General features: G+C 42.6%; 22 protein-coding genes and 1 pseudogene. 7 read left to right on the top strand and 16 right to left on the bottom strand.

Going from position 1 to position 21,054, the window contains the following annotated elements; translation table 11 throughout:
• Position 1: 1 nt before the first annotated feature.
• The 7 genes from panB to CFS04_RS00085 all read right to left on the bottom strand — a co-directional run bounded on the left by panB (position 2) and on the right by CFS04_RS00085 (position 5,363).
• A complete protein-coding gene (gene panB / locus CFS04_RS00115) occupies positions 2-835 on the bottom strand; it encodes a 3-methyl-2-oxobutanoate hydroxymethyltransferase (protein ID WP_088808572.1) in 834 nt (277 codons plus the stop codon).
• A 217-nt stretch (positions 836-1,052) separates the two neighbouring features.
• Entirely contained in the window at positions 1,053-1,508 is a 456-nt protein-coding gene (locus CFS04_RS00110) for a thioredoxin family protein (RefSeq protein ID WP_088808571.1), read from the bottom strand.
• A gap of 153 nt (positions 1,509-1,661) precedes the next feature.
• Positions 1,662-2,639 carry a biotin--[acetyl-CoA-carboxylase] ligase gene (locus CFS04_RS00105; RefSeq protein WP_244169910.1) on the bottom strand — a complete coding sequence of 326 codons (978 nt, stop codon included), beginning with the start codon at positions 2,637-2,639 and terminating at the stop codon, positions 1,662-1,664.
• Entirely contained in the window at positions 2,632-3,804 is a 1,173-nt protein-coding gene (locus tag CFS04_RS00100) for a CCA tRNA nucleotidyltransferase (protein WP_088808569.1), read from the bottom strand. The genes CFS04_RS00105 and CFS04_RS00100 overlap by 8 nt, the downstream gene beginning before the upstream one ends.
• A gap of 16 nt (positions 3,805-3,820) precedes the next feature.
• The gene (locus CFS04_RS00095) at positions 3,821-4,228 is read right to left on the bottom strand and encodes a methylglyoxal synthase (protein WP_088808568.1); all 408 of its coding nucleotides are present in this window, start codon (positions 4,226-4,228) and stop codon (positions 3,821-3,823) included.
• Positions 4,229-4,242: 14 nt separating this feature from the next.
• Positions 4,243-5,031, bottom strand: coding sequence for a 4-hydroxy-tetrahydrodipicolinate reductase (dapB, locus tag CFS04_RS00090; RefSeq protein ID WP_088809057.1), 789 nt, complete (start codon positions 5,029-5,031; stop codon positions 4,243-4,245).
• Positions 5,031-5,363: a nucleotide pyrophosphohydrolase gene (locus CFS04_RS00085; RefSeq protein ID WP_088808567.1), complete on the bottom strand. Its 333-nt coding sequence runs from the start codon at positions 5,361-5,363 to the stop codon at positions 5,031-5,033. The genes dapB and CFS04_RS00085 overlap by 1 nt, the downstream gene beginning before the upstream one ends.
• 77 nt (positions 5,364-5,440) lie before the next feature.
• On the opposite strand from CFS04_RS00085, the gene CFS04_RS00080 reads away from it, so the two are divergent.
• Positions 5,441-6,307 (top strand): YitT family protein, encoded by an 867-nt coding sequence (locus CFS04_RS00080; protein ID WP_088808566.1) that lies wholly within the window; start codon positions 5,441-5,443, stop codon positions 6,305-6,307.
• Here the strand turns inward: CFS04_RS00080 and CFS04_RS00075 are convergent.
• Both CFS04_RS00075 and CFS04_RS00070 read right to left on the bottom strand, forming a co-directional pair.
• Positions 6,304-7,398: an FAD-binding oxidoreductase gene (locus CFS04_RS00075; RefSeq protein WP_088808565.1), complete on the bottom strand. Its 1,095-nt coding sequence runs from the start codon at positions 7,396-7,398 to the stop codon at positions 6,304-6,306. The two genes, CFS04_RS00080 and CFS04_RS00075, sit on opposite strands and share 4 nt — an antisense overlap.
• Entirely contained in the window at positions 7,395-8,066 is a 672-nt protein-coding gene (locus CFS04_RS00070; RefSeq protein WP_117584595.1) for a uracil-DNA glycosylase, read from the bottom strand. The genes CFS04_RS00075 and CFS04_RS00070 overlap by 4 nt, the downstream gene beginning before the upstream one ends.
• Before the next feature lie 162 nt (positions 8,067-8,228).
• Between CFS04_RS00070 and CFS04_RS00065 the strand changes: the two genes are divergently transcribed.
• From CFS04_RS00065 to CFS04_RS00040, 6 genes are read left to right on the top strand one after another with little or no spacing between them, the layout of a single operon-like run.
• Positions 8,229-9,377 (top strand): sensor domain-containing diguanylate cyclase, encoded by a 1,149-nt coding sequence (locus CFS04_RS00065; protein WP_088808564.1) that lies wholly within the window; start codon positions 8,229-8,231, stop codon positions 9,375-9,377.
• A 5-nt stretch (positions 9,378-9,382) separates the two neighbouring features.
• Positions 9,383-10,531 carry a GGDEF domain-containing protein gene (locus CFS04_RS00060; RefSeq protein WP_088808563.1) on the top strand — a complete coding sequence of 383 codons (1,149 nt, stop codon included), beginning with the start codon at positions 9,383-9,385 and terminating at the stop codon, positions 10,529-10,531.
• Entirely contained in the window at positions 10,524-11,507 is a 984-nt protein-coding gene (locus CFS04_RS00055) for a glycoside transferase (RefSeq protein ID WP_088808562.1), read from the top strand. The genes CFS04_RS00060 and CFS04_RS00055 overlap by 8 nt, the downstream gene beginning before the upstream one ends.
• Positions 11,504-12,178, top strand: a complete 675-nt coding sequence (locus CFS04_RS00050) for an EAL domain-containing protein (RefSeq protein ID WP_088808561.1) — start codon at positions 11,504-11,506, stop codon at positions 12,176-12,178. Before CFS04_RS00055 ends, CFS04_RS00050 begins: the two co-directional genes overlap by 4 nt.
• A 44-nt stretch (positions 12,179-12,222) precedes the next feature.
• Positions 12,223-13,854 carry an NAD-dependent malic enzyme gene (locus tag CFS04_RS00045; RefSeq protein WP_088808560.1) on the top strand — a complete coding sequence of 544 codons (1,632 nt, stop codon included), beginning with the start codon at positions 12,223-12,225 and terminating at the stop codon, positions 13,852-13,854.
• A 2-nt stretch (positions 13,855-13,856) separates the two neighbouring features.
• The gene (locus CFS04_RS00040; RefSeq protein WP_088808559.1) at positions 13,857-14,864 is read left to right on the top strand and encodes a serine hydrolase; all 1,008 of its coding nucleotides are present in this window, start codon (positions 13,857-13,859) and stop codon (positions 14,862-14,864) included.
• A 21-nt stretch (positions 14,865-14,885) separates the two neighbouring features.
• On the opposite strand, the gene CFS04_RS00035 is transcribed toward CFS04_RS00040, so the two are convergent.
• The 7 genes and pseudogenes from CFS04_RS00035 to CFS04_RS00005 form a co-directional block, all read right to left on the bottom strand.
• Entirely contained in the window at positions 14,886-16,166 is a 1,281-nt protein-coding gene (locus tag CFS04_RS00035; protein ID WP_088808558.1) for an NAD(P)/FAD-dependent oxidoreductase, read from the bottom strand.
• A 65-nt stretch (positions 16,167-16,231) separates the two neighbouring features.
• Positions 16,232-16,915: a zinc metallopeptidase gene (locus CFS04_RS00030; RefSeq protein ID WP_088808557.1), complete on the bottom strand. Its 684-nt coding sequence runs from the start codon at positions 16,913-16,915 to the stop codon at positions 16,232-16,234.
• A 102-nt stretch (positions 16,916-17,017) separates the two neighbouring features.
• A complete protein-coding gene (locus CFS04_RS00025) occupies positions 17,018-17,608 on the bottom strand; it encodes a DUF1405 domain-containing protein (RefSeq protein WP_179946361.1) in 591 nt (196 codons plus the stop codon).
• A gap of 98 nt (positions 17,609-17,706) precedes the next feature.
• Positions 17,707-18,243, bottom strand: a complete 537-nt coding sequence (locus tag CFS04_RS00020; RefSeq protein ID WP_088808556.1) for a ReoY family proteolytic degradation factor — start codon at positions 18,241-18,243, stop codon at positions 17,707-17,709.
• 25 nt (positions 18,244-18,268) lie between these two features.
• Positions 18,269-19,525 carry a tetratricopeptide repeat protein gene (locus tag CFS04_RS00015; RefSeq protein ID WP_088808555.1) on the bottom strand — a complete coding sequence of 419 codons (1,257 nt, stop codon included), beginning with the start codon at positions 19,523-19,525 and terminating at the stop codon, positions 18,269-18,271.
• Positions 19,526-20,021: 496 nt separating this feature from the next.
• Complete coding sequence (locus CFS04_RS00010) at positions 20,022-20,378, bottom strand: hypothetical protein (RefSeq protein WP_088808554.1); 357 nt, start codon at positions 20,376-20,378, stop codon at positions 20,022-20,024.
• Positions 20,379-20,383: 5 nt separating this feature from the next.
• Positions 20,384-21,054 (bottom strand): annotated as a pseudogene (locus CFS04_RS00005) (hypothetical protein); the annotation flags it as partial.

Genomic DNA, 21,054 nt, shown 5'->3' with positions numbered 1-21,054 from the left:
CTTATTTTCCCCCGTATAAGCCTTTTAGCTCTTCTTCATTCATCGTAAAGCTATGGCTCTCTTCTGGAAAAGCTTGCGTTTTGACATCTTGCACATAAGTAGTAAGTGCCTTTTCAATCAGCTCATCAACTTCCGCATAAGCCTTCACAAATTTAGCGCGCCGCGAAATACCATACCCGATGACATCATGATAGACCAGTACTTGCCCATCAGTTCCAGCACCTGCGCCAATCCCAATTGTTGGGATACTTATATTTTTCGTCACTTGCTCAGCAAGCTGTTTGGGAATCGCCTCTAAAACGAGCGCAATAGCACCTGCTGCCTCTATCTTTTTAGCATCGTCTAACAATTTCTTAGCCTCTTCTTGCGATTTTGCACGGACTTTGTAGCTTCCTGTAAGCCCAATAGCCTGAGGCGTCAAACCAAGATGCGCGACAACAGGTGCCCCAGCCGTCGTCAGTGCCGCAATATGTCGCACAACATCACCAGCACCTTCCAGTTTCACCGCATTTGCACCACTTTCTTGAATGAGTGTCCGCGCGCGTTCTACCGTTTCGCTTTCTGTCCCGTGGTACGTCATAAACGGCATATCGGTCACAACAAATGTATTTTTCGCCCCACGCTTCACCGCTTTTGTATGGTGAATCATATCCGAGAGCGTCACTGGAATTGTTGAATCGTAACCTAACACCGTCATGCCAAGCGAGTCACCAACTAAAATCATGTCGATTTCAGCGGCTTCCGCATTTTTGGCAGAAGGGTAATCATAAGCAGTCAGCATCGTTATTTTTTCTTGCTTTTGCTTCATGTTCAAAAAATCAATTGGAGTTTTCATTTTAACGCATCCTTTCGTCCATGTTCATAAATGAATCACGGCAAAAATTAAGTTGAAAAAGAAGCTTTACGGTATCGTTTCATCCGAATACGATCATTGTCTTTGCTTCCTCTGTTAGTTTAGCATATTTGTACATCGCTATAAAGTACACTTACTTAAAAAAGCCCTCGCCTAAATCGAGGCTAGGGCAGGCAAATTTAAGAGCCTTGCGGTTTTTTTACATATTTTTCTCCAGCCATGTTTTTAAATCGGCCTTACTATCGTTCCCTAAAAATTTAGATGCCACTTTGCCATCTTTCAAATAAACCATTGTAGGCACAGAATCAATATCCATTCCTTTCAGCAAGTCCATCATTTTGTCACGATTTTCTTTACTTGCCGCATCTGTATTATAATAAGCCATTTTCTCCGGCCAATTTTCCTCTTGAAGTACTTCTTTTAAAATCGGTTGAAAAGCTTGGCAATCCACACAAGACGGGCGTCCTACATAAACAAAGCCATCTTTTTTATCCGCAAATTCGCTCGTTCCAATTGTCGTTAAAAAAGCTTTCGCAGCTTCACTTGTTTTTTCCGTCTTTTCCTTTTCCACCGCTTTTTTTTCTTCCGTTTGCGAACAAGCCGAAAGAACCAACCCTAACACACAAACACCAACAAACAGCATGATTTTTTTCATGTCCAACCTCCTAATTCATTTTCATTTTACACAATCTCTGTAAAAAAAGAAAATGCTAAGTTTAGCATTTTCTAAAGGGTCTAGCCCCACAAAATTCAATTTCACCAAACCATTCGGCTTGATTTTCTAATTTTCCGTAGCAGAAAAACAATTTTAGGAGTTGAAATCAATATCCGCTGAATAAATTTGGTGCAGTACGTTTGATTCGTCACGAACGAGTAAAACACCGTCATCTGAAATTCCTTCGGCAAAGCCAGCCAGTTGTCCTTGCATCGTTGAAACCGTAATTTTTTCCCCAAAAGGAATCGCCTTGTCTTCCCAAAGTAGCTTAATCGGACGGAATCCTTCCGCCATGAACAGCTGGTAATATTTTTCAAGCTGTTTTAAAATTTCTTGAATGAGCGCCGTGCGCGAAATAGCATGCCCCGCCTGGAGCGCAAGCGAAGTCGCCTTTTCTTGAATCTCCACTGGGAACGTCATTTGATTGACATTGATGCCGATGCCGATGATGACCGCCTCAACAGAAGCCGCTTCAGCGCGCATTTCCGTTAAAACACCACACACTTTTTGTCGGCCAATGTAAATATCGTTTGGCCATTTAATTTGCGGTTCGAGTTTCGTGATTTCCTCTATCGCTGTTGCCACCGCGAGCGAAGCGATGAACGTAAACTGTGGCACTTTTTGCATCGCAATTTGCGGCTTTAAAATGACACTCATCCAAATACCTTTGCCGCTTTGCGAATCCCAGACGCGCGCTAGGCGACCTTTGCCGCTTGTTTGCAACTCGCTAACCACAACCGTGCCACTCGTAGCACCCTCGCTAATTTTTTGATGCGCCACAAATTGCGTCGAATCGACTTCATCGTAAAAATACAGTTTTTGCCCCATAAATTTCGTATGCAAGCCAATTAAAATGCTGTCTTTTGAAAAGGAATCGCTATTTTTAACTAGGCGATAACCTTTATTTCGAACCGCTTCAATTTCAAAACCTTCATTTCGCAGACTTTCCATATGTTTCCATACCGCCGTGCGCGATAAACCAAGTAAATCTGCAATTTGCTGACCCGATAAAAACTCACCTTGACGCTTCGCAAAAAGCGCGAGCAATTTCTCTCGATTTTGATTAGCCACGTCGTAACCACCTCCGAATCGCTTCCTCTTCATTTTCCACTTCCCGAAAAACAACCGCCCGCTCAATCTTTAAAAGCAATTCCCGAAGCCATAAGCCGCCCGGTTTGCCGAACATTTCCATTAGTTCCGTTCCCGAAATCGCAAGCTCCCGCCGAGATTTAATCGGCAACTTTTCGTAAATTTCAAGTGCATCAGCCACTTTTTTCTCTCCTGAATAAAACGCGCGTCCCGCTTCAACTAAATCGACTAAAGTAGACCCAGCTTGAAATACAGTTAGCGGATTCCAAGAAACATCATCTAGAATGAGTACATACGCAGCCGTTACGAGCTGAATGCGCTTTGTTGGCAACTTCCAAGCTTTCAAAAATGAAACCGCCTCATTCGGCCGAACAGCAAGGAGCAGCGCGAGCCAAATTTCCTCTTCTGTCGGATTATCCGTAAAATGAAACGCGCAAAGCTCGGCAAGTTCCGATTTTCTGCCAGCAAGTTGCGGCAAATAGTTTTCCATGTTAGCTTGCAGCACGACTTGGAGGGCGTCTTTCCGAAAAGCCCCGCGCATCAATTTAACCCACTCCACAGCTTTCCGTTCCGTAGCAGTATGCGTTAGAAGGCCCACTTCCGAAATGAGCGCCGCTTTCGTTTCAGCTTCAAGCGCAAAACCAAGTTGGCTGACGAAGCGAACTGCGCGCATCATTCGGAGAGCGTCCTCGTGGAAGCGCGTTTTTGCATCACCTACCGCACAAATCATTTTCATGCGAATCGCATCGCGCCCGTGAAATGGGTCATGGTACACCCCGTTTTTATCCATCGCAATGGCATTCATCGTAAAATCACGACGCAGTAAATCCTCTTCTAGCGAACGCACGAACGTAACGTCTGTCGGGCGTCTGAAGTCCTCGTATTTCCCGTCTGTACGAAACGTTGTCACTTCATAATATTCCGTTTCATAGCGAACCGTAATCGTCCCGTGTTCGATGCCGGTGTCATATGTAGCCGGAAAAAGCAATTTCACTTCTTCCGGGAAAGCGCTTGTGGCAATGTCAATATCATCTATTTCGCGGTCTAGGAGCGTATCACGCACTGAACCACCGACAAAATACGCCTCATATCCTGCCGCTTCTAATTTTTCTAAAACTGGAATGGCTTGTTTAAATAGTTGATTCATCGCTCTCTCTCGTTTCTTAAAACGTGTCGTCACGTCGTAGTTTCCGCCAATCTAAAAAGCCTTTTGAAAGTCCGCGAAGCAGTACTTCCGCTGTCCCGATGTTCGTCGCAAGTGGAATCGCATATACATCACAAAGTCTGATTAGCGCCGTCACATCTGGCTCGTGCGGCTGTGCTGTTAATGGGTCACGTAAAAAAATGACTAAGTCCATCTGATTTTCCGATATTTTCGCACCAATTTGCTGGTCACCACCGTGCGGTCCGGATTTAAAACGATGGACATCAAGCCCTACTTCTTCGATGATTCGCTTTCCAGTCGTGCCAGTTGCAAAAAGCGTGTGCGGCTTCAAATAATTTTTGTAGCTTAGCGCAAGTTCAATAATTTGTTCCTTTTTTTCATCGTGAGCAATCAGGGCAATATTCATTTTTTTCACTTCCATCATAAAATATTTTCAAGTCCGTAAATGAGCGTATCGAATTCGGCTGTTTTACGGATAGCAAGCGCAACGCCTGACATGAAGGAAATACGGTCATAAGAGTCGTGCCGAATGGTCAGCCCTTGCCCTTCTGAACCAAAAATAACTTCTTGATGGGCGACGAGTCCCGGTAAGCGAACACTATGAATGCGCATGCCTTCATAATCGGCACCGCGAGCACCTTGAATAGTTTCTTCTTCCCCAATCGCGCCTTGTTTAATCTTTTCACGTGTTTTGGAAATCATTTCCGCCGTTTTTACCGCGGTTCCGCTCGGGGCATCTAACTTTTTATCATGGTGGAGCTCGATAATTTCGACATTTGGAAAATACGCCGCCGCTTTTTCAGCAAATTGCATCATCAAAACAGCACCAACAGCAAAATTAGGGGCAATCAAACTGCCGATTTTTTTATCCGCAGCAAGCTTTGTCAGTTCTTCGATTTGCTCGGGCGAAAATCCAGTTGTGCCAACAATCGCGCGTACCCCGTGCTCAATAATTTTTTTCGTATTAGAATACGCCACACTTGGCATCGTAAAGTCCACAACAGCTTCTGGCTTCACTTCGGTAAGGAGTTGTCCTAAATCACCAAATACCGGCACATTTAGTTCACTAAATTCCGCTAATTCATTTATATTTTTTTCTACTGGATCTTTATCTAACACACCAACAAGTTCCAAGTCGCTTTCTCGTAACACCGTTTTTACGACCTCATGTCCCATTCTACCTTTATAACCAGATACTGCTACTCGTATCATTTTTCTTCCTCCTTTTTCGTCCAGCGATTTATGTCGCGTGTCGCAAATTTTTGCATCACTGTGTCATGCGCTTCTTCCAAATCAATATGTAACGAATTCGCCATACACGTTAGTACGAAAAGACAATCGCCCAGTTCCTCTTGAATCGTTTTCTCGCCTTCTGATGATTTTTTCGGCTTTTCGCCGTAGTAATGGTTGATTTCACGCGCAAGTTCACCAGTTTCCTCTGTCATTCTTGCCATCATCGCAAGTGGCGAAAAATAGCCTTCTTCAAATTGTCCAATAAAAGCATCTACTTCATGTTGCATCTCTCTTATCGTCTTTGTCACGCGCTTTACCTCCCATTTTTTGGTACACTAATAGTATTATTATAACGTTATTCTAAAAATCTTGAAAGGAGCAGATTATGTTCAAAACACTTCGGGTTAAAAATATTCTTTTCATCTTGCTTGGCACAGCCATTTATGCATTTGGTCTTGTCAATTTTAATATTCAAAACGGACTCGGTGAAGGCGGTTTAACAGGGATTACACTCCTTTTGTTACACTTCTTCCATATCGATCCCGCCTATTCAAACCTTATCCTAAACGTTCCACTCTTCCTTTTAGGCTGGCGTATTTTAGGATTTCGTACCTTTCTTTACAGTGGTATCGGCACCATTAGCCTATCACTTTTCTTATGGATTTTTCAGCGCATCCCGTTTACACTCGATTTGCACACAGATTTACTGCTCGTCGCTTTATTTGCAGGCAGTTTCACTGGTGTTGGACTCGGGCTCGTCTTTCGCTACGGCGGGACAACAGGCGGTAGCGATATTATCGCGAAATTGCTCCACTTTAAAAAAGGGATTAGCATGGGGCGCACATTATTCGTCATCGATGCACTTGTTTTAACGGCCTCACTCTCTTATTTAGACATTAGACAAGTCATGTATACTCTTGTTGCCGTCTTCATTGGCGCGCGCGTTATTGATTTCGTCCAAGAAGGCGCGTATGCCGCACGCGGAGCCATGATAATCTCGAAAGACAACAACGCCATCGCAACTCACGTCATGCTCGCAATGAACCGCGGTGTCACCATTTTAGAAGGTCGCGGCGGCTTTTCCAAACTTGACCAAGATGTGCTTTATATCGTCGTTGCAAAAAACGAAATTATCCAACTTAAAAATATTATCGAAGCCGTCGACCCACACGCTTTCGTTTCTGTCAGCGTCGTCCATGATGTGATGGGGGAAGGCTTTACGCTGGATGAAAATAAAAATCCGCTTTATTAGCGCTTTCGGATATAATTCGCTGGGTCAAAACGTGTGATATCCAGCGAAACCGGTTCACCTAGCGCGCACTCAGCAATTAGTTTTCCAACAAAAGGACCCGTTGTTAAACCTGATGCCCCTAAGCCATTTGCCGCATAGATTGGCGTGTCCCCGATTTGACCAATGAACGGCGTAAAATCAGGCGTATATGGCCTAGTTCCAACCAAAATTGTGCTCGTCTGTGCGCCTTCCAGCTGAATAAACGGCGCGAGCTCTCGAATGATTTCCTCATAGCCGGCTTCCGTAGGCTCACGGTCGAAGCCGGCTTCTTTTTCATGTGTGGCCCCAAGCATGATTTGCCCCGCATCAAACGGCACAATACTCTTCGCAGCTGGCGGCAAAATAACTGGCCAGTCGTCCGTTTTCTCAGCAAAAGTCATCGTCACAATTTGCCCTTTTTGCGCCAAAACATCCGCCTCAAAACCAAGTGGCTCCAAGAATCGCGGCATCCAAGCGCCAGCTGCCAGCACAATTTTATCAAAAGCAACTTCTTCTTCTCCTGCAAAAAGCGCCCCTGCCGCGTTCACCTTACCGTGCGCCTCCATTTTCACTGCGCCGTTTCGTTTCGCCCCGTCTAAAAGCGCGTCACGAATCCGTGCACCATTCACACGCCCGCCGCCACTCACGAAAACCGCCCCAAAACCAGGCTGCACGAGCGGAAACCGCTTTTTCACATCCGCTTCCTGTAAACGAATCACCTCGCCCATTTCAGGTGCCGACACGCGCCGCTCCTTCGCAAGCGCAAACAAAGCATCAAGCGCCATTTCATTTCCCCGAAGCGCAAGCGTGCCAACTTGTTTGTATCCAGAATCCACAGAAAACCCCGCCAGTTCTCTTGATAGCTGCGGATAAAAAGCAGCGCTATGTTTCGCGAGCTCATACCAAATCTTATTCCGCCGTTTCGAAAGCCACGGACAAATAATCCCCGCCGCATGTTCCGTCGCCTGCCCAGGCGCCTTATCCTCAATAATCGTCGTCTCGTGTCCCCATTTCGCCAAATGATAGGCCGCACTCGCACCAACAATGCCAGCGCCAACAACCGCTATTTTCATGTCGTAATCTCCTTTAGCCACACCCGAAGCGCATCAAAATCAGCTTCAATAAGCGGCAATAATTTTCGATTGTAAAAAATACTCGCCGGATGAAACGTTGCCATCATCCGAAATTTCCGCTCCGTATCCTGGTACTCCCGGTTACCAGGCGTAACCAGTTCGCGTGCAGGTACATAAAGGCGCTGACCGCGCACATCTGGAACCGCTATTTTCCCCCCAAGCATTCGTCTTAAAGCAATGTTCCCCATTGTCAGAATAATTTTCGGTTCAATGTGCCGCAATTCGTCATCAAGAATCGGGGCGTGCGCATCAATCTCCTTCTGATTCGGCGTACGATTGTAACGCTTCAAAACGCGCTCCCCGGACTTCGCATCCACCTTGTAAACGTCTTTAAAAGGCCGACTTCGAACGGCGCTCGTTATATAAACGTCCTCACGCGTTAAGAAAGCTCTCTCAAGTGACTTCATTAGTTCAGCGCCCGCTCGGCCGCTAAACGGGATTGAATTATGAATTTCTGTTTCACCCGGCGCCTCCCCAATTAGCATCACTTGCGGTTTTTTGGGACCACGACCTTTTACAAAGCCTTCCAGCGCCAAGTGTTCACTCCGTTTTTTGACAAGTTGAACTAGAGTATCTGAAGTTTCAAAAAAAGCATCATTTGGCTGCATGTTATCCTTCCTTTGCATATATTGACAACAATATGTTAATTTGTAATAATATGATAAATGTATTAAATCATCAGAATAGCACCGTGACTAGCCTTCTGAATTAACCGTATCTTTTTATTTTACTGAATTCCCGTACGAATTACAAAAAGGGAGCTTTTTTTTATGTGGAATATGATTGACTCGTTATGGTCCAGTTTGGCACTTTTTTTATCCGCTCTATTTTTTCACGGTATGATTTTACGTTCACTTCGCGAAAGAAAACCAAATTGGTTTATTAATAATTGGCAACACCATATCATCCGTTATTTTATCGGCATGTATTATGGTGTTTTAGGTTTGTACTTTATTTTGCGTGGCTTGCCGGGTACAGATTACGGCGTTTATACCGACATGCTCGTCAACATTATCTTAATTTTAAACTTATTTTCAGGTGTAGGCCCCGCTACTATTGCAACTATCATCATCGCAGTAGGCAAACTCATGCTAGCCGCAGACACGAGCCTTCAACTTCTCTATCTTTTTTTTATTATCTCTTTCCATCTTATTTGTATTCAAGTAAACACTTTGAAAATCTCGCTTTTTCAAAAGTTCATTTTAAGCAAGCTGAGCATTACGCCCTTCATGCTTTTCTATCTCCATCTTAAAATGGCTATTCCCCTTCAAATGGAAGCTATTCCAAGGTGGCTCTTATTTTTTGGCATTTCTTTTTTCTGTAGCCTGCTATTATATCTGGCTGCCCACTTCATTGATTCCTCCAACAAACAAATTTTTGCCTTGCGCCAGTCAGCTATTTTAGATCCATTAACAAATCTCGCCAATTTTCGTCATTTTGACAATTGTTTAGGCGAACAATTTGCTGAGAGCAAGAAAAATCGCACACCGCTAAGCATTATTATTTTTGATATTGATTTTTTTAAGAATATCAATGATACATATGGACATCAAACGGGTAATGTTATTTTATCAAGCTTAAGTGGCGCCCTACAAAAAGTCCTTTTTCCTAAAGGGACACTCATCGCAAGAATTGGTGGCGAAGAATTTGCCATTTTATTACCAAATATTTCACGCACCGGTGCAAAGCTTTACGCCGAACAGCTTAGGGGGAAAATTGAGAAAACCGATTTCCCTTTTAATCGTGAAGATATCCACTTGACCATTTCTGTTGGCACTGCAACGATGGACGAACTTCACGATTTTGAAAGTGGTGCAGCCTTATTAAACACCGCTGATAAGGCGCTTTATATCGCAAAAGAAAATGGACGAAACCGTGTTCATGCAGCAGTTCATTTAACAGTTCCATTAAAGGAGTAATTTTTATGCCTACACAATTTGATGCCTATATTGATAGTATCTCGACATTTCTGGCCATTTTATTCATTCAAGGAATTGCCTTCCGCAAACTTCGCGAAATAAAACCCAATTGGTTTTTACATCGTAAAAGTCAGCTGCTTTTAAGTATTTCAATTGGTGTTTACTACGGCTTAGCTGGCATTTATTTTATTTTTCGCGGGGACCAAGACGCGGCGACAGTCGTTTATACAAACATGCGCATGAATATTTTACTCATCACTGCCATTTTCGGCGGCCGAATTCCTGTCACCATCGCCTATAGCTTCATGGTTATCGGCCACATTTGGATGGGGGAATCCACGCAAAATGAGCTTAAATTTATTCTGCTGCTAACAGGCTTTTATCTTATTTGCTTTATTGTCACCAAACTTAACATGAGCTATTTCAAAAAATATTTGATTGTCTTTTCCTGTGCCATTCCCGTTCTAGCTTACTACTACTTCACCGACTTTGGCAGCCACACCATTTTAACTGGAAGCGAAGCCTTACTTTACTACGCGCTTTTCATGCTAACGAGCGCACTCGTATTTGCCGCTTGTAACTATATTGATAAGAGCAATAAAATCATGTTTCAGCTTCGAAATTCTGCTATGACAGATATGCTAACCAATTTGCCTAATATCCGTTATTTTTTAGAAACATTTGAAAAAGCTTTTCTTCTTTCTTTGAAAAAAAAGAAACCGCTTAGTTTAATCGTCATTGACATAGATAATTTTAAAGAAATTAATGATGTCCATGGTCACCAGGCGGGCAATACGGTTTTATCCCAGTTTAGTGTGATTTTAAGCAATCATGTGCTGCCAAAAAGTGCGCTCATTTCCCGAATTGGTGGCGAAGAATTTTCCATTTTATTACCCAATGTGGCGCTTCCAGAAAGTCAGCAAATCGCCGAGATTATTCGGAGCCAAATTGAACGCACATCGTTTCCTTACAATCCAAAAAGCGGGCAAGTGACAATTTCTTTAGGCGTTTCCTGTCAGCAATTTCCTGATTCGAACTATAAAACGAAAGAAAGTTTGTTTGAGGCGGCCGACAAGGCGCTTTATCTTGCCAAACAAAGCGGACGGAATCAAGTTTTAACAAGCTTTTCAAAGGAGGGCTTGGAAGATGTTTAAAAAATTATTTTTACTGACGCTTATCGCATTTCTAGCCGGGTGCGCGCAAAGTCCGCCAAAAGAAACAACGCCGAAAAAGGCAAATGTGGAGAAACATGTGGCAACCAATTATTTGGCAGAAAACGGGTTAATTGCCGACTATAAAGTGTCTAAAAATGCCAATTATTTGTCGGAAAGTATCGGTTTATATATGCAGTATCTTGTTTTAAACAATGACAGCCAAACGTTTCATTCGCTTTTTACGGCGATGCAAAATGAACTGCTAACTGAACAAACATTTATTAAGTGGAAAATGGGAAATGGTATTACGACAAACGCGTTTATAGATGATATGCGCATTTATGAAGCTCTTCAGGCGGCAAGTGACCAATTTAATTACCCTCCGTACGCTGACTTCGCGAACAAAATCGCGGTGAGTTGGAAAAAATATGGTTTGGGGAACCAAACACCTCGTGATTTTTTCGATTTTAAAACAAAAGAAAAAGCAAAAACGCTTCATTTGAGTTATTATAATAGTACCGCGATGAAAGAAGCTGGGTTTGATAAGGCTGCCTTCAAGCCGCTAGAAAATGCGGTAGCTAGTCCGTTTTTTGATGAAATCTTTCAAGATGGGCGTTATGAAACGACTGGTAATGAAGTGAATATGATTGATCAAATGCTAATTGCGATTCAATATGTTACGCTAACTCATAAAAAAGAACCGCATTTTGATGCTTTTTTGCAAAGCGAATGGGAACAAAATAATCGAGTTTATGCACGTTTTTATCGGGATACGAAAGAACCTGTGGAAAGTATTGAATCGACGGCCGTTTATGCGATGCTTACGGAATACTACACGCAAACAAATCAACCAGATTTTTATCAAAAAGCAATGGATAAACTAAACGAGATGGATACGTCGAACGCTACTACGACACATTTCTTTGATTACATGCATAAAGAGTTAGCCTTGATAAAAAAGGACGTTAGTAGATGAATAAAAACCAAATTTTGGATATGATCGAATCCAATGAATTCCAAACGATTTATCAACCGATTGTGAACATTCAAGAAAATCATGTTTTTGGCTACGAATCCCTGACGCGCGTTCATAACGTACCGATTGGGGATTTTATTAAAGAATGCGAGAAAAACCGTTTGACCAGTCAATTTGAACTGCGCACGCTTAAAAATGGCATCGAGCACTTTAGTTGGCGCGAAAGCACACGACTTTTTTTAAATATTTCCTACGACACGTTTATCCACCACTACCAAGAATTGGAAGAACTACTTAAAGAAAGTGGCGAAATTACATTTGAATTTTTAGAAACATCTGTGATTGATGAATGCCAGTTGCTCGACTTGCACGTAAAAATGACCTCTCTGAAAAGACGTTTTGGCACGCAATTTGCGATTGATGACTATGGTTCAGGCTATGCAGACATCGCACGCGTTCTAAGGCACCCGACTGATTTTGTGAAAACGGACGCTGAACTGTTGAAAGACGTACAAAATCATCACGGGAAAAAATTAGTGCTCACCAACTTGCATCATTTTTTAGAAAAAAAGAAGAAAAAGATGGTTGTAGAAGGTGTTGAAAACAAGGAACAATTCCATTATTTGGTAGGTCTTGGGATTACGTACGCGCAAGGATTTTATTTTATCTGAAAAACGCGGTAAAATAGAACCAAAGATTGAAAAGGAGCCACTTTATGACGAAAAATAATATTTTAAGAAATCCGTTTTTAAACAAAGGAACTGCTTTTACATATGAGGAACGTGAAAAATATGAATTAGACGGCCTACTTCCGCCGCACGTGGAAACGCTAGATGAACAAATTGTACGCGTGAAGGCCATTTTTGACGCGCTTCCTGATGCCTTGCAAAAAAATTATTATTTGACGGACCTTTATAATAAAAATCGGACGCTTTATTTTGCGACAGTGCAAAAATATGTGACGGAACTGCTTCCAATTATTTACACGCCAACAATTGGTGATGCGGTGACCGAATACCACAAGCACTTTCAAAATACCGATGATGCGCTTTTTATCAATGCTTTCCGCCCAGAAATTTTACACAATAGCCTGAAAAACGCGTGCGGACAGCCTGAAAAAATTAAAATGATGGTCATTACAGATGGCGAAGGTGTTTTAGGCATCGGTGACTGGGGCGTAAACGGCGTTCAAATCGCGGTAGGAAAACTTGCGGTTTATACCGTTGCGGCTGGCCTTGACCCGTCTAGCTGCCTACCGGTCATCATTGATTTTGGCACGAACAATTTGGACTTGCGAAATGATCCGCTTTATCTCGGCGAGCGCAAGCCGCGCATGTCTAAAACTGAATATGACCATTTCATCGCGCAATTTATTTCCGCCGCAAAAGAAATTTTCAAAGAAGTCGTCTTTCATTTTGAGGACTTCGGTCGGGCCAATGCGAGCCGAATTTTAGATACCTACAAAGATGAAGTCTGCACCTTTAACGATGATATTCAAGGAACTGGCGCAATGGTTGTCGCGGCTGCACTTTCAACAACATGCGTATCCAAAATTCCGCTTGCGAAACAGCGGATTCTGATTTTTGGCGCAGGAACGGCGGGTATTGGTATTGCCACCGAGCTTTGTCATGAAATCATGCACAGTAGTGGAGTCACACGCCACGACGCTAAAAAGGCCTTTTATTTAGTCGATCGAAATGGTCTTGTGACAGATGACATGGCCGACTTAACAACTGGGCAGCGTTCTTTTGCGCGAGACCGGGCGGATTTTGAGAACATCGACACCACTTCGCTTTTAGAGCTTGTTAGACTGATCAAACCAACGATGCTTATCGGTTCAAGCGGTGTCCCTTCCGCCTTTTCAGAAGACGTGGTGCGTGAGATGGCCAGCTATACGATTCGTCCGGCCATCTTACCGCTGTCAAATCCTACAAAACTCGCTGAAGCAAAAGCTGCCGATTTAATCCAGTGGACAAATGGAAAAGCGCTCATTGTGACGGGCAGTCCGAGCGCGCCTGTTGAATTCGGCGGGCAAACGTTTGAAATTGGTCAAGCGAACAATGCGCTACTCTACCCGGGCCTTGGTCTTGGCGCCATCATTTCGCGCGCAGAAAAAATCACAAATGGCATGCTACGCGCAGCAGCAAAGGCTGTATCAGAACAAGTTGATGCCACTCATAAAGGCTCGGCACTTTTACCTCACATATCAAAACTCCTTCAAACGAGCGAAAAAGTCGCTTACGCCGTTTCTAAAGCAGCCATCAAAGATGGTGTCGCACGGATTAAAACGGTCGCAGAAGAGGACGTTCAAAACGCCATCTGGACGCCTGTTTATAAAGAGGTGTAGCCATGTTTCCACTAACGAAAATGCGCATCGAAAATCTGGTTGACTCAGGCACCGTGCCAGGAGCGAGTTTCCAGTTTTTGACGCAAGAAGCGACACAGTCCTTCACTCGCGGTTTAAAACAAATTAGCCCTTCAAAAAAACCGCTTCTTTCTTTTGAAAAAAACATTTACGATATTGCGTCACTCACGAAAGTTGTGGCGACGACTACGCGTGTGATGCAGCTTGTTGAGAGCGGAAAACTAGCTCTAACGGATTCGCTTGACACCTTTTTGCCGGACTATCACACGCCCGATTTGACACTACTCGACTGTTTGACGCACCGCACTGGGCTCCCAAAAAACATTCCCGGCTTCCCAATTGAAACGCCTAGCGACATCGACGCCTACATTAGCGCTGCCCGTCCAGTCGCAAAAAACCGCACCATCGTGGACTACTCCGATTTGAATTTCCTACTCCTCGGTAAAGTTATCGAAGTAGCTTGTGAAAAGCCGTTTGAAGCGCAAGTAACCGACGCCATTTTACGCCCGCTTCACATGGAAGACACAACATTCTTTACGGCTGACAAAGCCCATTCAGTCCCAACTGAAGTAACCGAAAAACGCGGCGTCATTTCAGGCACCGTCCATGACCATAAGGCTTTCATCGCAGGTGGTAACACCGGTCATGCAGGGCTTTTCTCAACATTAGATGACCTCAGACGTTTTGCATCGGCACTCCTTTTTGACGACGGCGCCCCGATTTTAACGCGCGAAAGCCTTGCCCGCATTCAAGAAAACTATACGCAAGATTTAAATCGTGACCGAGGCATTGGCTATGACTTAAAACCAAACGGCGACCATTACGCCCTTTACCATACTGGATTTACAGGCACCTTCATCGTCCTTGACATCGTACAAAAAAAAGGACTCATCGTCCTCACAAATCGCATTCATCCAAGCCGCAATAATTCCGCCTTTTTAGAAGAACGCGAACAAATTGTCACAACTTTCCTAAACGAAAAAGCAGAGTAGCCACCCTACTCTGCTTCATTATTAGACAAGTTCATTTTTCCTTGCCTCACTAGAAAATTTCGCCGCATATTCCCCCGCCGTATGCCCCGTCACAAGTGCACACGTAATATTATAACCACCCGTGTAGCCATTAATATCTAAAACTTCACCGCAGAAAAATAAGCCCGGCATCAGTTTCGACTGCATCTCTTTCGGCATGATTTCCTTCGTCTGCACGCCGCCACCCGTCACAAATGCTTTCTCAAAATCAAGCGTCCCGTCTACAGTAAAGACAAAACTTTTCAAAAGCTGCTCAAATGCCTCCCATTTTTTCGGACTCTCCTGCTTATAATGATTTTCCGGATTAATGCTCACTTTTTCCAAAAGAAAGAGCAATAATTTTTCTTGTATTAAAGGGGAAAGCGCGTTTTTAACAGCTTTTTTTGGATTTTCCTCTAACAGCTTAAAGACGTTCTGATGTACTTCTTCTAGCCCAAGGTCCGGAAACAAATCGAGTTCCATCGTCACAAGATCCTGCTTCCTAAGCGCCTGATTAACAAACATACTACACCGAAGTGCTGCTGGACCTGAAATGCCAAAATGCGTAAAAATCATATCCATACGGTGCGTCACCACAATTTTATTTTTCTTCCCTAAAACCGAAAGCGACACATCACGAAGCGAAATCCCTTGAAGTGCGCGCGACATAATGAACGGCTCTTGCGACGTAATCGGAACTTCTGTCGGATAAAGTTCCGTTATCGTATGCCCCGCGTCCTTTGCAAAACCATAGCCGTCCCCCGTTGAACCCGTACGCGGAACCGATTTCCCGCCAACCGCCACAATGACGCTATACGCTGTCTTCACCTGTCCGTCCAGAAGCTCGACACCCTTCACCTGCCCATTTTCATACAATACCTTTTTAACAGGCGTCTTCATAAACACCGTAACCCCAAGCTTCTCCATTCGACTTATCATCGCATCGGCGACCGACCGTGCACTATTTGACACCGGAAACATTCGCCCATGATCTTCCTCTTTTAAATGCACGCCAAGTTTTTCAAAGAACGCAATAATATCCTCGTTATCAAATTGGTGAAACGCGCTATACAAAAAACGGCCATTCCCTGGCACATGCCGAATGATTTCCTCTACAGGTAAACGATTGGTGACATTGCACCGACCGCCGCCCGATAAAATCAATTTGCGCCCAAGCTTCGGCCCCTTTTCAACGAGCAACACCTTTTTATTCTTCTCCGCCGCCTGAATAGCCGCCATTAAACCAGACGGGCCACCACCAATTACAATCACATCAAAATCCATATTTTCCCCTCATTTTATCCTTATTTCTCAAAATAAAACCTGAGAGCTGTTCTCAGGTTTTATAACTAATTTCGATTCATATTTGTAAAAATCAAGATAAGACGAAGCAACTCTAGAACAGCTACAGCCATTGCTGCAACGTAAGTCATAGCAGCTGCACTAAGCACTTTTTTCGCCTGTGGATTCTCTGAAGAGTCTAAGAAACCACCATCTTCAAGTTGTACAAGTGCACGTTTACTCGCATCAAATTCAACAGGTAAAGTAATGACTTGGAACAATACACCTACAGCCATTAAAACAATTCCGATTAACATAAGGCTTGGAATCGTTGCAAGCATCCCAATGATTAAAAACACCCACGAAATGTTTGAACTAAACATCGTTGCTGGCACTAATGCCGAACGGAAACGCATAAAAGCATAACCTTCTTTATCTTGAATCGCATGACCAACTTCGTGAGCGGCTACTGCTGCTGCCGCAATCGTTGCTTCATGATAGTTTGATTCTGAAAGGAATACTGCTTTTTTGCTTGGATCATAATGATCGCTCAAAACACCTTTTGTGGCGTGCACCGGCACATTAGAAAGACCGTTTCTATCTAAAATCATTCGTGCAACTTCAGCACCTGTTTGGCCACTTCTTACACGCACTTTTGAATACTGCGCATACGTGCTTTTAACACGAAATTGTGCCCAAAGTGGAATCGCTGCGACAATAAAAAAATAAATTATATAAGATCCTAATGACATTTAAATCATCTTCCTCCTAATACTAACTTTGATTAGTTTTAATTATAAAGTATCTTTGCGCGCTTCTCAATAGGTTTCACTCACTATGAGAAAATTCTAATCTTAAAATAATTCAAGTTTCAGACGATCTTCTTTTAACGTCTTCCGGTACACATAAATCAGAACAAAAATCGTGAGCCAGAATGTCGCATAACCAATATACGGTAAAAAGCGCTCTAAGCCCATATAAATTGGCATTTGCCCAAATAAGTAGTCAATCACATCGTTATGTAATACCCAAACGGCCGCAACCATAAAATGCCCAATGCGAAAGCGATAAAAAGGTGCATAAAGCATCGCTTGGATAGCCATAAAGCCATGGCTAATCATGAGCATAACACCCGTCCAAATAATCGTTTGTTGGTCAATCATTAAGAAAACATTCATGCCTACTGCCCATAAACCGTATTTCATCAAACTTACAAACGCCAGTGCTTCCATCAGTGGCCAATGTTTTTTAGCCAAAAAAGCCGCAATCACAAAAAAGAAAAACAAAACAGCAGTCGGGCTATCGGGAACAAACAGCCAAAATATCGGTCGTGTTATTTCTAGTTGCGGAATATACCAAATGTAGCCATAAATAGCACCTAACAAGTTCACAATCAAAAGCAACCGCAAAAACGTACGGTTTTGTAGTAACGCATACACAAACATTTTCCCCCAATCTCAAAAAAACACAAAACTAGGCATGTTTTTAAGTTAATGGGCGCAAAACGCTCGAACTTAAAAACTTGCCCAGTTTTTAGCCATATCTATTCTTTCATTTCCTTTAAAAATGCCGTAAGTTCTAAGAAACGTTCTTTATCACCCGCATCAATCGCACGGTCAATTTCCTTTTGAACCGATTCCATCATGAAACTACTGAGCGTACGATCTAAGAAGTCTGTCGCAAGCTGCTGTTCTTCTTCGCCAATTTGCAAGTCTTTATGTGGGTTATCTTCACGTACAAGCGCATATTCAGGAGAACTAAGCGCGTCGCTAAAATGAAGCACAATATATAATTCCTCGTCCCAATTTAAACGAATATCATGAAATGCTTTTTCCGGGTTACTCGTTGTTAGCTTTCCTTTAAAAAAGCGGAATGGTTCAAAGTCCACACCTTCAGCAGAAAGAACGAGCCCGCGATTGCAGCCTTCTAAGTCATCTACAAAATGCACATATTGTATAATTTGATCGTGACCCGCAATATAGTTTAACACCCACATTGCTTCCCGCATCTTCATTTGATGCGTATTTAAAAGCCAGCGAATAAAATCTTTCTTCTCATCTACAGAAATGGATGCCTTCATCACACTCACTCCTTCCGAAAGTTGATTAAAACTCAAGTAAATTTCGAATTTCCGCATCCTCAGGCTCAAAATTCAAGTAACGCTCGAAAATTTCGCGAGCTTTCTGAGTTTCTCCTTCTTCTCGCAGGAATAAACCATATTCCCGTAAAAAAGTCGGATTGTCTTCAAAATGAGGATAAGCTTTTTCAAAATTTTCTTTTGCTTTATTATATTGTTCCACGCCGCTGTATGCAACACTTAAGTCCCAAAAAATTTGCGGCTCCGTCACAAGCTCCTCAGAAAGTGCCTCTGTAACCTCAAGCAAACCTTCAAAATCTTCTTTTGCTAAAAGGAGTTTGTTTAGTTCTAAAATAGCCGCCGAGTACTCCTCATCCAACACAATTGCTTGCCTGAAAAACTCCTCTGCCGCATCTAGTTTCCCTAAACGGTCTGCCACTTTTCCAGCCTCGAAAAAAAGCTCTTTATTAAATTCATCATATTTCAAGCCCTCCGTAAGCGCCTGAAGTGCCTTCTCCTGTTCGCCGTTTTCCTGATAGCTTTTCGAAAGATACGGATAGAGCGTCGTGTACGCCGGGTCGTGTTCCTTCAAATGTTCAAACGCGTGAATCGCCTTCACATACTCCCTCGCCTGAAATGCCGTAAGCCCTAGCCCAAACAACGTATCCACCGATTCATGTTCTGAAAGTGCCTTTTCATAAAACGGCAACGCCTCTTCAAACGCCCCGCTCGCGCTATAAGCTTCGGCAATACGTTCATAAACGGAAATCGTACCTTGCGCAAGTTCCGTCACGCCTGTATCAAGCACCGCCTGATAATGCTGCACGGAAAGCGCAAATCTTCCTTGTGACAAATAATATTCCCCGAGTGCAAAATCAATAATCGCTTCATTTGGCGCTAATTTTTTTGCCTCAAGCAGTTTTTGCTCTGTCACTTCAAACAAGCCTTGCATTTGATACAAATCAGCCAAAACAAGCAAACTTTCAAGATAAGCTTCATCTTGTTTATTCACTTTTTCCAAATATTCCTGCGCTGTATCAATATCGTCTTTTTCAAGTGCCACTTCTGCCGCTCGAACAAGAAGTGCCCCTTCATCTTTATAATTCGCAAGCAAAAGCTCATATAAGTCCTCCGCTTCATCTAAAAAGCCCAAGCTAAACAATTGCTCAGCAAGAAAAAATTGCTCCTCGTCAGAACCGTTTTGAATTGCCAAATCAAAATATTTTTTAGCCAAAACCATATCTTCGTGCTCTAATGCATGTAACATCTTTTCAGCATTTTCCATAACGCACCCCCGTGTCCATTGAAATCATGGGTACTATTATATCACTAATTGCTACGATACGGAAGGTCATGCTCCAATTGGTCTTGTAAACATCTGCCAATATTTTATCGGTTTATTTAAGGTGTTGCTGTAGATATTTGTCGAAATAGCTCTTCTCTATTTTTCCGTACTACGTTTTTAAGTCTGACTCCTAATTCGTGAGAACCTGATAGTTACTCGAGGAAAAATATTTACTTCAACCTCACTACCAGATTTTTTTGTTCACATCCGAGCTCCTACTCACTTGACAAACTGCCTCTCATACCTAGCAACATACTGATTTTTATACTTTTGAACATAGCTAAAAAGATATGAGTATACTAATTTCTCTGTAGAGTTAGTTTTCTCATATCTTTTTCGGTAGTGCAACTTCTATACAGTGAATACAGTTAGTTTTTGTTAGCTATTGGCAACTTGATTATCAGTCTTGTGATTGAGTGCCTTTTTTGTTTTTTGATTATTCATATTCAATATAGATTTTACTCAAACGATTATTTTCTAAAAATGAAATAATCGTTTGAACTATTTCTTCTAGATCATCTTTCATTGAAATTTGATTAATTTTATTAATATCAAAACGTTTTAATTGATTAATAGTAAGAGAATTATCTTTTATCAACCATGGTGAATCATCATACCATCCTTCATGATTAAAATATTCCTTCACAATTCCCTCTTTTTCTACATTACAATCTAATAAGTTATCTAAAGTAGTCTCGAAATAGCCATTCCAAATTACAAGTTTATTATTATCAGCAACAAAGGTAAGCTCTGCTTCGCCCTCAAAACCTTCATAAAACCTACTATCAATCATTTTATTCATTCCTTCCAATGACCCTTATCTAAAATTTTTATTTGTTCTGGAGTAGCATTTCCTGCTTTTCTAGCATTTATAGCATCATACCATCTATATCCTTCTACCCATTCATTATCACCAACTTTAAAGAATGTTTGTGGCTTGTTTCCTCCATTCCCAGGTACTGTTCTTTGAACAACCCATGTATTACCTTGTTCTACAGGTGCTCCTGGAGTTCTTGTATGCCACCTTACTTCATACTTAAATTGACCATCATTCCACTTATAAGTAAGTTGTTCATAACCGGCATTCATAGTCTTGGCATTAATTTTTGCACTGTCAGGAATACCTACTGGTGCAGTCTGCTTATATTGATTAGCCATTCTAAATTTTTCTGCTTCGGACAAACTAGAAAGTTTAGGAATATTAGCCCCGCTAGCTTTCTCATACGTCATACTCCCCCGAATCGCCGCCGTACTCAAGCCCAACCCCATCACCACGTCCATCAAGCCACTTTCATCCAGCGTGCCTTTCACCGATTCCACATACGCGGATGCCCGAAGCGTGCCACCAGCCATACCGGTGTATTGCGTGCCGTCCATATAATAGGTGCCGGTTTTCCACGATTCAGTGATTTTTTTGTTTAAATCCTCATTCGTGATAATTTGGTAGTCACTTGGGTCTAAGTACTTTC

This window comes from Listeria sp. ILCC796 (genome assembly GCF_900186175.1).
GTDB lineage: Bacteria > Bacillota > Bacilli > Lactobacillales > Listeriaceae > Listeria > Listeria goaensis.
The sequence above is the reverse complement of the archived record's forward strand: the minus strand, read 5'-3'. Positions and strand labels throughout refer to the sequence as shown.